Raw genomic sequence first — 13388 nt, forward strand, 5'->3', positions numbered from 1 at the left:
TTAAAATTGAGCCTAAGGCGAAAAAAAAATTAATTTTTAATCGAAAACCCGTTAGAATTTAAAATGTATTTTCTGACTTAAACGCATTATAAAAGGGTTAGAAATAAAATTCTCATTTAAGACCACTGCGTTTAAAGCACAAAAAAAGCCCTTAAACAAAAGTTAAGGGCTTTAAAAAATTATAAAGATTTATTAAATGTGCTGTACAGCTAATTGCTTGCGATGTAGCTTCATCAAAATGAACGTTATAATCATTCCGATAATTGACATTCCTACTCCAATTAAATTGGGAGAAGAATAACTTAGTCCTGCAGCCAAAGGCAGTCCGCCTAAAAAAGCTCCTAATGCATTTCCAATATTAAAACTTCCTTGAAGCGATGCCGAAGCAATCATCTCTGCGCCTTTTGCAGTACGAATCATCAGCATTTGAATTGGCGCAATAACCGAAAATGATATCGCTCCTGTTAGGAAAGTTAGAAATAATGAAAAATATTGATTAAAGGAGAAAAAGTAAACCAAAATCAAGTCAACTGACATAACCAGAAGCAATGCTAGCGTTGTTGGCGCTGGAGAAAATCTATCTGCTAGTTTACCACCTGCAAAATTTCCAACTACCATTCCTAATCCGGCTAAAATCAGAATATAAGAAACATCTTCTGGCGAAAATTTTGACACATTAATTAATAGCGGGGCAATGTAGCTGATCCAAGCAAATAAACCGCCAAAACCAATCGCTGTAATTCCGATAATTAACCATGCTTCTGTTTTCTTAAAAAATTGGAGTTGTGTTTTCATATTCACACTTTCACCCTTTTCCAGATTCGGCATCCATAAATAAATAGCTAAAAAGGTCAGCAAACCAACAAAAGCAATTAATACAAAGGTATAACGCCAAATAAAGTGGTGTCCAATATAAGTTCCGATTGGGACACCTATTAAATTCGCAATAGTCAATCCGGCAAACATGATAGAAATTGCCTGCGCTTCTTTTCCTTTATCTGCCAAACGGCTTGCGACTACCGCTCCTACTCCAAAAAATGCTCCGTGCGGCAGACCAGAAAGAAATCGAGAGGCAAATAGAAAATTATAATCTGGAGCAATAATAGACAAAGCATTAAAAACAGCCAGCATTAAAGCTAATATTAAAAGCATTTTTTTAGGCGCATAATTTCTTCCGGCGATTACTAATAAGGGAGCACCAATAACAACTCCAAGAGCGTAAGAGGAAATTAGATATCCTGCCACCGGAATTGAAACCTTCATATCCGAAGCAATATCAGGCAGCAAGCCCATCATTACAAATTCTGTGATTCCAATAGTTAACCCTCCTAAAGAGAGTGCAATAAGACTTTTCTTCATTTCATTAAAAGTAGAAAGGAATAAATTTCTACGTTGCAAAATTAACATCATTAGCAGTGATAGAAATTGTATATTTGTGATATAAAATTGTATATTTAAGTTATGCCAAAATTAAATCAATTTAAAACCCTTGTTCTGGATGAATTTGAGGAAGAAAAGTTTCATCTGCCTCCGCATACTCATACCTATTATGAGATTATTTACATCAAAAAAGGAAGCGGAATTCATCACCTAAATAACAACCTACTACCCTATAAAGCGGGAGATCTATTTGTAATTTCGCCAGACGACAAACACTATTTTGATATTAAAAAGAGCACCAAATTTACTTTTATCAAATTCACAGATAATTATTTCAACTCCAAACAAAATCTAACCTGCGATGAATTCCTCGTGAATACACCAGAAAGTTTTATGCGGGATAAAATTCTCAAAGAAACGGTTTTGAAGTTTGACGAACCCTGTAAAACTATCCTGAAAAATACTGTTGAAAACATCGTTACCTATGGTAAATATATAGATGTCACCTCTTCGCCGATTGTTTTTTACCAGATCCTTTCCATTTTTGGTTTGATTAAAGAAACGATTCGCGGTATGAATCTGCAGATGAAATCGACGCATTTAGACAATGAACAGATTGCCAATTATATTCATCAAAATATTTACCAGCCCAAATTGGTGCAGATAAAAGTTATTGCAGATCATTTTAATATTGCCCAGACTTATTTCAGTGCTTATTTTAAAAGGACTTTCAGTATCAGTTATCGCGAGTACATTCATAATCTGAGAACAACTTTAATCGAGAAAAGGTTCCATAACAATCAATTACCGATCAAACAAATTGCATATGAATTTGGTTTTACCGATGAAAGTCATCTAACTAATTATTTTAAAAAACGCAAAAACATGAAACCAACTGATTTTAAAAAACTCTAGTTATCAAAATCTTAAAAAATGATTTACTCGAGTATTTTTAGTTAAATTTGTATTTCAAAAAATAATTTCCTTGCCTAGAAAAATCCACATATTCATGTTTTTAATGACACTCAGTTTCCTTTTAACTCCGAGTTTTAATTATGCATGCAATAGTGGTCACAACATGGAAATGACTTCTAAAAAGGAAAACATCTGTTCTAAAAAATGCTGTGAAAACAAAAACACCAAAAAAGAAAAACACAATTGCAACGGAAAATGCACTCACACAGGCTGCAATACCTCAGCATTACAATACATTATTTTAAATTCAAATGATTTTAATTTACCTAACGATGTATTTAATTTTTCTCTAAAAAATACTTTTTCATTTTATCCTGAAGTAACTATTTCTTCTGGCTTTACTTCTATTTGGCTGAAGCCGAAAATATAACTATTCTATTTTTGACAGCCCATATTGGGTCTTTTTTAAAACGAATTTTTAACAAATGGACATTCTTAATCCTTTTTAAAACATAACAACAATGAAAAAATCTATCATAGCTATCACAGCAGCAGTCACTCTATTATTTTCTGCAAATAACATTCAAGCTAACACAGCTAAATCTGAAATAACAGCAATTGAAGCTGTAGATTCTCAATTGCAAAATGTGTATGACGCTTATTTTACCGTAAAGGATGCACTTATAAAAAGTGACAGCAAATTAACTTCGGCGAAAGCCAAAGATTTACTAAATGCCATTACTGCGGTAAAAATGGATAAATTAAAAAGTAATGAGCACACGGTTTGGATGAAAGTTGTAAAAAAACTTACTGCTGATGCCAAAAATATTTCGGCAACAACAGATCTTAAAAAACAACGTGAGACTTTTAAATCTTTATCTAAAAACACATATGACCTTATAAAAGTTTCTAGTCCAGAACAGCCAATTTACAAACAATACTGCCCAATGGCAGATGCTGATTGGTTGAGCAAAGAAAAAGCAGTTAAAAACCCATATTATGGTTCTTCTATGCTGACTTGCGGAAATGTGGTAGAAACGATTAAATAATATGAAGCTTTACATCAAAAATATGGTGTGCAGCCGATGCAAAATGGTTGTGAAGTCTGAGTTCGAAAAACTCGGACTTCAAACTATTGCTGTTGAATTGGGTGAAGTCGAACTGGAAAAAGAAATCAGCGACGAGCAAAAAGAAGTTCTATTAGAAAACCTTCAAGTTTTAGGTTTTGATTTAATTGACGATAAAAAAACAAAAACCGTCGAAAGAATAAAAAATCTAATCATCGATTTGGTTCATCATAAAAACAATGATTTAAAAATCAACTTGTCCGATTATTTAGCCGAAAATCTAAATCAGGATTATAATTCGCTGAGCAACTTATTTTCGGAAATTGAAAATACGACGATTGAAAAGTATTTCATTAGTCAGAAAATCGAAAAAGTGAAAGAATTGTTGATTTACAATGAGCTTTCTCTCAGTGAAATTGCTGATATTTTAAATTACAGTAATGTGGCACATTTGAGCAATCAATTCAAAAAAATTACGGGCTTTACTCCTACTTCGTTCAAACAATTGAAAGATAAAAAGCGTATCCAGATCGAGAACTTGTAGTTATTTAACCGCAAAGAGCGCAAAGGTTTACACAAAGTTTATTAGCCACAGATTAAAAAGATTAAAAGGATTTTCAAATCTGTGTTAATCTTTTTAATCTGTGGCTAACTTTTATGCGCAAAGTTCATAAAGCTAAAGCTTTGAGAACTTTTAAATCTTAAAAAAATAACCCTTCGCGTGCTTTGCGTAAACCTTTGCGCTCTTTGCGTTAAAAAAACAGCATTTAGTAAATATTACAAATCATTCTCAAAATTTTACAAACCGAACTCGTCAATAGTTTGGAAATTTGCATTGTAATACTTAAAAACCAATACAATGACTCATCAATATATAATTTCAGGAATGTCTTGCAATGGATGCCGAACCAAAGTCGAAAAAACTTTAAATGAAGTTGAAGGCGTTAAGGCAGAAGTAACTCTGAATCCACCAACTGCAACCATAACAATGGACAAACATGTTCCAACCGAAAAATTCCAAAAAGTTTTAACTGCGGCGGGAAATTATACTATTGAAATGGATTCTCCTAAAAATCATGGCGAAGCTGCTAAATCTTGCTGTTCTGGTCACAAAAAAGAGAATCACAATCATCATAAAACAGAAACTAAAAAAGTACATCAGCACAGCGCAAATGGTATTTATTACTGTCCCATGCATTGCGAAGGCGACAAAACATACAACAAACCCGGAGATTGTCCAGTCTGCGGAATGGATTTAGTACCACAAGTTGCTGTAACTGCAACACAATTTACTTGTCCAATGCATCCAGAAATTGTTTCGAGCGAGCCAGGTGACTGTCCGATCTGCGGAATGGATTTAGTTCCGATGCAGGCTTCTGAAAGTGAAGAAAACAAAACTTATTCTGATTTATTGAAAAAAATGAAAATTGCGATTTTGTTTACGCTTCCAATTTTCATTATCTCTATGTCAGAAATGATTCCCAATAATCCACTTTACAATATAATGTCTATCGAAAAGTGGAATTGGGTTCAGCTTTTATTTTCGATTCCTGTTTTGTTTTATGCAGGATGGATGTTTTTCGTTCGCGCTTACAAATCTATTGTGACTTGGAACTTAAATATGTTTACTTTAATTGGAATAGGAACCAGCGTTGCTTTTCTCTTTAGTATTGTTGGAATGCTTTTCCCAGATATTTTTCCAGCAGAGTTCAAATCGCATCACGGAACGATTCATTTGTATTTTGAAGCTGCGACCGTAATTATCACTTTAGTTTTATTAGGACAATTATTAGAAGCCAAAGCACACGGACAAACTAATGGAGCCATAAAAGAATTATTGAAATTAGCGCCGACAGAAGCGACTTTGGTCGAAAATGGAAATGATAAAGTAATTTCTATTCACAATATTAAAAAAGGCGATTTACTGCGTGTAAAACCTGGAGAGAAAATTCCAGTCGACGGAAAAATTACTTCTGGAGAAAGCAGTATAGACGAATCGATGATTACTGGAGAACCAATTCCTGTAGATAAAAAAACAGGCGATGCGGTGATTTCTGGAACTATAAACGGTACAAAATCGTTTGTAATGCTTGCAGAAAAAGTTGGTTCAGAAACGATGTTGTCACAAATCATTCAAATGGTAAATGATGCCAGCAGATCTCGCGCTCCCATTCAGAAATTAGCCGATCGCGTTTCTAAATATTTTGTTCCTACAGTTGTTATTATTTCGATTGTAACCTTTTTTGCATGGGCAAAATTTGGTCCAGAACCCGCTTACGTTTACGGTTTAATCAATGCTATTGCTGTTTTAATTATTGCCTGTCCTTGCGCACTTGGGTTAGCAACTCCAATGTCGGTAATGGTCGGTGTCGGGAAAGGTGCTCAAAACGGAATTTTAATCAAAAATGCCGAAGCCTTAGAAAACATGAACAAAATTGATGTTTTAATTACCGATAAAACAGGAACAATTACTGAAGGAAAACCATCTGTAGAAAAAATATTTGCAATTCATAATGACGAAGATTTTCTGCTTGAAAATATAGCCTCTTTAAATCAACATAGCGAACATCCTTTGGCGCAGGCCGTAGTCTCTTTCGCGAAAGCAAAAAATAGTTCTCTGAAAGAAGTTCAGGGTTTTGAAACCATAGCGGGAAAAGGTGTTGTAGGAACGATAGAAAACAAAAAAGTCGCTTTAGGAAATAGAAAATTAATGGAAGAAATTGGAGTTTCTGTTGTTGATGATTTAGAACAAAAAGTTATTTCCGAACAGAATTTAGGAAAAACCATTTCATATATTGCTATTGAAAAAGAAGTTTTAGGTTTTGTTGCAATTACCGATGCCATCAAAGAAAACAGTGCAAAAGCAATTAAAGAATTAATCGCTCAAGGTGTTGAAGTTATCATGATGACGGGCGATAATCACAATACAGCAAAAGCCGTTGCTGAACATTTGCATCTAAGTTCCTTCAAAGCCGATTGCCTTCCGGAAGATAAATTAAAAGAAATCGAACGCCTTCAAGCACAAGGAAAAATTGTGGCAATGGCAGGTGACGGAATCAATGATGCTCCTGCTTTGGCGCAATCCAATATCGGAATTGCAATGGGAACTGGAACTGATGTTGCGATTGAAAGTGCAAAAATCACGTTGGTAAAAGGCGATTTAAACGGAATTGTAAAAGCAAAAAACCTCAGCCATGCTGTAATGTCAAACATCAAACAGAATTTATTTTTTGCTTTTATTTACAATACTTTAGGCGTACCAATTGCTGCTGGAATTTTATATCCGTTTTTAGGGATTTTGCTTTCGCCGATGTTGGCCGCAGTTGCAATGAGTTTGAGTTCAGTATCGGTAATTGTAAATGCTTTGCGATTAAGAAATTTAAAATTATAATTTATGAGTAAGATCAAATATATACTTGTACTTTTTTTAATTGCTTTCCAGCTAAAGGCACAAAAAGTGGTGCGATACGATTTATACGTTCGCGATACAATTGTCAATTTTTCGGGTAAAGAAAAACGAGCGATTGCTGTTAACGGACAAATTCCGATGCCGACTTTGACTTTTACTGAAGGTGATATTGCCGAAATTTATGTTCATAACGAACTTAAGAAAGAAAGCACTTCGATGCACTGGCATGGATTATTTCTTCCCAATAAAGAAGATGGCGTTCCGTATTTAACTCAAATGCCGATTGAGCCTGGAACAACTCATAAATATTCTTTTCCGATTATTCAGAATGGAACCTATTGGTATCACAGTCATTCGGGATTACAGGAACAAATTGGTTTATACGGACTTTTTATCATCAATAAGAAAAAAGACGATTCAACAATCAGAAAGGGAATCGACGATTTACCGACAATTCCAGTTATTTTAAGCGAGTGGTCGGATTTGAAACCTGAGAATATTCAGCGAATGCTGCACAATGCCAACGATTGGTTTGCTATCAAAAAAGGAACAACGCAAAGTTACGCCGAAGCGGTAAAACAAGGACATTTTTCAACCAAGGTTACCAACGAATGGAAGCGAATGAATGCCATGGATGTAAGTGATGTTTATTATGAAAAGTTTCTTCTAAATGGTAAAAACGAGCAACAACTTTCTAATTTTAAACCCGGCTCAAAAGTACGTTTACGAATTGCCAATGGCGGCGCTTCCAGTTATTTCTGGCTGACTTATGGTGGAGGAAAAATTACCGTTGTAGCTAGTGATGGAAATGATGTTGAACCTGTAGAAGTCGATCGTTTAATTATTGCCGTTTCTGAAACCTACGATGTTGTGGTTACAATTCCAGAAGATCATAAATCTTTTGCTTTTTTGGCTACAGCCGAAGATCGAACAGGATCTGCTTCTTTATTTTTAGGAAATGGAGAAAAACAGCCCATTCATCATCTTTCGAAACTTAAATATTTTGAAGGCATGAAAATGATGAACGACATGATGAAAATGAACGGCGAAATGAATGATATGGGTATGAATATGTCATTGAATAAAATGGACATGAATGCCGTAATGTATCCCGAAATTTCGGGCGAAGACGAAAATTCTAAACCCATGAATCATTCTGGTCATAATATGGAAGGGATGGAAATGAAAAGTGACAGCACTGAAACCTCCGAAATTGTGACTTTGAATTACGGAATGCTGAAATCGCCTTTTAAAACCAATCTTCCAAAAGATGCACCTGTAAAAGAATTGCGCTTTACGCTCTCTGGAAATATGAATCGTTATGTGTGGAGTTTGGATAATAAAGTAGTTTCTGAAACCGATAAGATTTTAATTAAAAAAGGAGAGAACGTTCGTATTGTTTTATACAATGGTTCGATGATGCGCCACCCGATGCATTTACACGGACATGATTTTAGAATATTAAACGAACATGGCGATTATTCACCGCTAAAAAATGTCATCGATATTATGCCGATGGAAACCGACACAATCGAGTTTCAGGCAAATGCTAATGGTGACTGGTTTTTCCACTGTCATATTTTATATCATATGATGGCTGGAATGGGTAGAATTTTCAGTTACGAAAATTCAGCACCAAATCCGTTGATTCATCATCCTGAAATGGCTTTCAAAATGTTGAAAATGGACGATCGTATGTTTCATTTTATGGCAGAAAATGATTTTGCCAGTAACGGAAATGATGGTGAAGCGATGTTCAGTAACACACGTTGGAGCATCGGAACGGAATGGAGATTGGGTTACAACGACAAACACGGTTATGAAACCGAAACACATATTGGACGTTACATTGGAAAGAATCAATGGTTAATGCCTTTTATAGGTTTTGACTGGCGATACCGAAAAATGGGAATGGATGAACAGGAACAGAATATTTTTGGTCAAAAAAACACCAAAGACAATCGTTCGGTTTTTAGCGCCGGTCTTGAATATACACTGCCAATGCTTATAAAAGCACAAGTTGAAGTTTATACCGATGGAAATGTTCGTTTGCAATTTGAACGAAAAGATATTCCACTTTCGCAAAGACTGCGAATGAATTTAATGTGGAATACGGATAAAGAATATATGGCTGGGTTAAAATATATAGTTGCCCGAAATTTCGGAATTACAACACATTATGACAGCGACATGGGAATTGGATTTGGGGTGAATTTGAATTATTAAATTTCACTTCGAAAGTGATTGAAAATTGTATATTTGAAACTAAAATTTAACCTCCTAATTAATAAAACTATGACTTTAGAAGATTTCAAAAAGAATTTTAACAACCAAATTACAAACGAATTAGAACTGTTTTTCGAAATAAACGACGAACTAGGATATGAAAATTATTCTCAAGGTTTCGGTCTTTATAAAGATGATAAATCTGGAATTTCAAGCTGGTCTGAAGATGAAGCTTTTTTAGATAAACTTATGCCTTTTGCACAAGCAAACGGATCGGGTTCTATGTACGTTTTATGGAATAATGACTCGAACAAATCTTTAAACGAATTACCTGTAGTGGTTTTTGGTGACGAAGGCGGTTATCATATTGTTGCAAAAAACATTTTTGATTTTATGCAACTACTAACTTTTGATACTGAAATCAGCGTTGATCACGAAGAAGCTTACTTTTATAAAGATGAAGATTATGAAGAAAGCGAAAATCTACAAGAGTATATTAGCTGGTTAAAAGAAAACTTTAATCTAGATCCAATAGACGAAACAGAACCAATTCTGGAAAGCGCGCAAGAAAAATACAAAGCGGATTTTGATAATTGGGTTTCTCAGTTTTATTCTGAAGATTAGTATTCATTTTACAAAAACATTAACATTAAAACTATTCTTACAGGAAGAAAATCAATTTATATTTGACTTACCAATTATAATCTTTCTAACATAAACATTTTAAACAAAATGACAAAAGTAATTACAATTTTGACTGTTGCTTTATTTTCAATTGGAGTAACCGCTCAAGAAACAAAACCAGCAGCAAAAGAAAAAGCTAAAAAAGAATCGTGCTGTAAAAAAACAACAGATAAAAAAGATAAAAAATCTTGTTGTGCGAAAAAATAAGTGAAACTCGATTTCAAAGAAAAAGGCCTCAAATGTTTGAGGCCTTTTTTTATGGTCTTCTTTCGCCACGAATTTCACTAATTTATACTAATTAGAAATTCTTAATGCATTTGTATAAGATAATTCGTGGAATTCGTGGCAAAATCTTAAAAAACTATTTCAATCTTACACTCCACTCAAAATCCATCTCAGAAACTTGAACTCCTTCTTCATTAGTTCCAATAGATTTCATCCAGAAAGTCTGCCCTTCTCCTGTTTCAATTGTTTTTTTAATGGCATCCGCAATTAAATGTCCGTCATTGCAGACAAATGTAATTCTGCCCGTTGCTTTTTTAGTAAAGTTTCCTTTGTTATTGGCTACTAACATTGAAATCTTTCTACCGCTTTCTTGAATTTGTGATATCACCAAAGCTCCAGTTGTCAATTCTGCCGCCATTGCCTGAACAGCAAAGTACATAGAATTAAACGGATTCTGATTGATCCATCTGTGCTTAACACTAACCACACATTGGTCTTTGTCGATTGCTTTTACACGTACACCGCAAATGTATGCAGATGGTAATTTGAATAATACAAATTTGTTGAGTTTGGAAACTGAAACTGCCATGTGATATATTTTTTATGTAAAAATACAAAAAAACTATGCACGCACAATATATTCTTTAAATATGGAAAAAACCTCAATAAAATCAATACTTAGAAATGATTTTCAACAATTTAAACCGCATTTTAAAAGTTTATAATTGTTAATATTTTGTTAATATTTGGTACTATGTAAAACAAGATACTGTCTTTTAGACATATATTTGCATAAGAAATTACTATATACTTTTAATCATGGAAACAACAACACCACTCATCATGGAAAAAACATCAGAAAAGAACACAGCAACATTTACTCATTTGAGTACTTTAAGTCAATATATAATTCCGTTTGGGAACTATATTTTTCCGCTATTAATTTGGACAAACTATAAAGATAAATCTGAATTTGTAGATCATCACGGAAAACAGACTTTGAACTTTCAGTTAAGCTTATTGCTTTATACTTTGATTTTAGCACTTATTGCTATACCAATTTTCTTAACTGTTTTCTTGCAGAATATTCCAGTGGAAGCTGTTTTCAATGACCACAATATTCACATCAGAAACTTTAATTTCCAAGCCCATATTGGAATGCTAAGTGTAGGAATTACAGCTGTAGTGCTTTTTGGATTACTAAAATTTGTTGAATTCTTTTTAGTGATTTATGCTTCTATAAAAGCTTCAAACGGAGAATTATACAAATATCCGCTCACGATTCCTTTTATAAAGTGACATTAAAAAATTAAAAGTTATAGTCGAAACATCAATCAAATCATATAAGTTTCGAAATCAATCATCAATCAATCATCATCAATCAAAAAACGAATTGTTCAATCAAAAAAAAACAAAATGAAATTATGAACATTGAAAACACAAAAGCACAGATGCGCAAAGGTGTTCTTGAGTTTTGCATCTTATCTGTATTAAAAGAAAAAGACGCATATACATCTGAAATATTAGACACTTTAAAAAACGCAAAATTACTAGTTGTAGAAGGAACCGTTTATCCGTTGTTAACTAGATTAAAAAATGACGGTTTACTAAATTATCGCTGGGAAGAATCGACCTCTGGGCCACCACGAAAATATTATGGATTAACCGAAATAGGACAAACATTTTTAAACGAACTTAGCGGTACTTGGACAGAATTATCCGACGCTGTAAACTTAATCACCAATCAAAATCAATAAGTCATGAACAAAACAGTAAATATTAACTTAGGCGGGATGTTTTTTCATATCGATGAAGACGCATACTTAAAATTAACACGCTATTTTGACGCAATAAAACGATCACTTAACAACTCTTCTGGACAAGATGAAATTATTAAAGATATCGAAATGCGTGTTTCTGAATTATTATCAGAAAAACAAAAAAGCGAGAAACATGTTGTTGGACTGAAAGATGTTGACGAAGTGATTACGGTGATGGGACAACCTGAAGATTATAGAATTGAGGACGAAGAAAGCACCAATCAATCTTACAATGATTTTGGGCAAAGAAAACACAAAAAATTATACCGCGATAAAGAAAAAGGTTTAATTGGAGGTGTCGCTACAGGGCTAGGACATTATTTTGGAATTGATGCTGTTTGGATTAAAATTATATTCTTAATCTTCGTTTTTGCAGGTTTTGGAACTGGAATTTTAGCTTATTTTGTTCTTTGGATTGTAACGCCTGAAGCAGTTACAACTTCAGAAAAATTAGAAATGACTGGAGAGCCAGTAACTATTTCGAACATCGAAAAAAAAGTGCGTGAAGAAATTGATTCATTATCTGAAAAATTCAAAAATGCAGATTATGACAAAATGGGAAACCAAGTAAAGTCGGGAGCTGGGAGAATAAGTAGTTCATTTGGAGACTTTATCATGACGGTTTTTAAAATTTTTGCTAAGTTTTTAGGAGTTGTCCTAATCATAGCTGGAATTTCAACTTTAATCATGTTATTGATTGGTGTTTTTACTTTAGGAACAAACATTTTTATTGATTTCCCTTGGCAAAACTTTGTAGAAGCTGGAAACTTTACAGAATATCCAATCTGGTCATTTGGTTTATTGATGCTTTTTGCTGTCGGAATTCCGTTTTTCTTCTTAACACTTTTAGGTTTCAAATTGTTATCTCCGAATTTAAAATCAATTGGAAATATTACAAAGTATACTCTTTTAGCTGTTTGGATTATTGCAATTGCAATTGTAATTAGTATCGGAATTAAACAAGCAACTGAAATTTCTTATGATAACAAAGTCGTAGAGAAAAAGCTTTTTGGAATCAAAGCCGCTGACACATTATATATTAAGTTTAAATACAGTGACTATTACACAAAAAGTCTAAATAATTACAGAGATTTTGAATTTGTACAAGACTCGGCAAACAATGAATTAATTTATTCAAATGATGTTCGCTTACATATCTTACATACAGATGAAACTACTCCTTTTATTCAAATAGAAAAAAGTGCAAGAGGAAATTCTTTTACAAACGCTAAAAAAAGAGCAGAAAAAATTAATTATAAGTTTCAAATTAGCGGAAATCAATTAATTTTGGATAATTATTTTCTGACAGATGTTAAAAACAAATTTAGAGGACAAGAAGTAGATGTTTATTTGTACGTTCCAGACGGACAATTAATTAAACCAGATTCTTCAATAAGAGATTACTATAATTCTGACGATGATTTCTTCAATCTAAATTATGATGGAGATTACAATTATAAAGTTGAAGGATCAAAAGTGAGATGTTTAAATTGTCCTGCAGACGATAATGATGACAATGATTCTGACGAAGTAAATACTATTGAAAACGACACAATAAATGAAGTTTCGGTTAAAATTAATGGAAAAGAAGTTTTAAACGGAAAAAAAACTAAAGGAAAGCTAACCACTGACAAAAACGGAGTTATAATCAAAATAAACTAA

General features: G+C 33.4%; 13 protein-coding genes. 11 read left to right on the forward strand and 2 right to left on the reverse strand.

The features are described 5' to 3' along the window. Positions 1 to 192: 192 nt before the first annotated feature. Positions 193 to 1359 carry an MFS transporter gene (locus tag QMG60_RS00885; protein WP_281866600.1) on the reverse strand — a complete coding sequence of 389 codons (1167 nt, stop codon included), beginning with the start codon at positions 1357 to 1359 and terminating at the stop codon, positions 193 to 195. A 102-nt stretch (positions 1360 to 1461) separates the two neighbouring features. Between QMG60_RS00885 and QMG60_RS00890 the strand changes: the two genes are divergently transcribed. The 8 genes from QMG60_RS00890 to QMG60_RS00925 all read left to right on the forward strand — a co-directional run bounded on the left by QMG60_RS00890 (position 1462) and on the right by QMG60_RS00925 (position 9888). Beyond that, complete coding sequence (locus QMG60_RS00890; RefSeq protein ID WP_057117704.1) at positions 1462 to 2295, forward strand: AraC family transcriptional regulator; 834 nt, start codon at positions 1462 to 1464, stop codon at positions 2293 to 2295. Positions 2296 to 2398: 103 nt separating this feature from the next. After that, positions 2399 to 2725 (forward strand): hypothetical protein, encoded by a 327-nt coding sequence (locus QMG60_RS00895; RefSeq protein ID WP_281866601.1) that lies wholly within the window; start codon positions 2399 to 2401, stop codon positions 2723 to 2725. A gap of 91 nt (positions 2726 to 2816) precedes the next feature. Beyond that, positions 2817 to 3344, forward strand: coding sequence for a DUF3347 domain-containing protein (locus QMG60_RS00900; RefSeq protein WP_281866602.1), 528 nt, complete (start codon positions 2817 to 2819; stop codon positions 3342 to 3344). A gap of 1 nt (position 3345) precedes the next feature. Continuing rightward, entirely contained in the window at positions 3346 to 3906 is a 561-nt protein-coding gene (locus tag QMG60_RS00905) for an AraC family transcriptional regulator (RefSeq protein WP_281866603.1), read from the forward strand. A 315-nt stretch (positions 3907 to 4221) separates the two neighbouring features. Next, positions 4222 to 6753: a heavy metal translocating P-type ATPase gene (locus tag QMG60_RS00910; RefSeq protein WP_281866604.1), complete on the forward strand. Its 2532-nt coding sequence runs from the start codon at positions 4222 to 4224 to the stop codon at positions 6751 to 6753. 3 nt (positions 6754 to 6756) lie between these two features. Next, positions 6757 to 8997 (forward strand): multicopper oxidase domain-containing protein, encoded by a 2241-nt coding sequence (locus QMG60_RS00915; protein ID WP_281866605.1) that lies wholly within the window; start codon positions 6757 to 6759, stop codon positions 8995 to 8997. Positions 8998 to 9066: 69 nt separating this feature from the next. Beyond that, positions 9067 to 9621, forward strand: a complete 555-nt coding sequence (locus QMG60_RS00920) for a hypothetical protein (protein WP_281866606.1) — start codon at positions 9067 to 9069, stop codon at positions 9619 to 9621. Positions 9622 to 9729: 108 nt separating this feature from the next. Then, complete coding sequence (locus QMG60_RS00925; protein ID WP_281866607.1) at positions 9730 to 9888, forward strand: hypothetical protein; 159 nt, start codon at positions 9730 to 9732, stop codon at positions 9886 to 9888. Positions 9889 to 10042: 154 nt separating this feature from the next. Here QMG60_RS00925 and QMG60_RS00930 read toward each other — a convergent pair whose 3' ends face one another. Continuing rightward, on the reverse strand, positions 10043 to 10495 hold the full coding sequence (locus QMG60_RS00930; RefSeq protein ID WP_281866608.1) for a DUF4442 domain-containing protein: 453 nt from the start codon (positions 10493 to 10495) through the stop codon (positions 10043 to 10045). Positions 10496 to 10725: 230 nt separating this feature from the next. Between QMG60_RS00930 and QMG60_RS00935 the strand changes: the two genes are divergently transcribed. The 3 genes from QMG60_RS00935 to QMG60_RS00945 all read left to right on the forward strand — a co-directional run bounded on the left by QMG60_RS00935 (position 10726) and on the right by QMG60_RS00945 (position 13388). Then, entirely contained in the window at positions 10726 to 11205 is a 480-nt protein-coding gene (locus QMG60_RS00935) for a DUF4870 domain-containing protein (protein ID WP_281866609.1), read from the forward strand. Positions 11206 to 11330: 125 nt separating this feature from the next. Continuing rightward, positions 11331 to 11663: a PadR family transcriptional regulator gene (locus tag QMG60_RS00940; protein ID WP_008464689.1), complete on the forward strand. Its 333-nt coding sequence runs from the start codon at positions 11331 to 11333 to the stop codon at positions 11661 to 11663. 3 nt (positions 11664 to 11666) lie between these two features. Next, positions 11667 to 13388: a PspC domain-containing protein gene (locus tag QMG60_RS00945; RefSeq protein ID WP_057117695.1), complete on the forward strand. Its 1722-nt coding sequence runs from the start codon at positions 11667 to 11669 to the stop codon at positions 13386 to 13388.

This window comes from Flavobacterium sp. GSB-24 (assembly GCF_027924665.1).
Taxonomy (GTDB): Bacteria; Bacteroidota; Bacteroidia; order Flavobacteriales; family Flavobacteriaceae; genus Flavobacterium.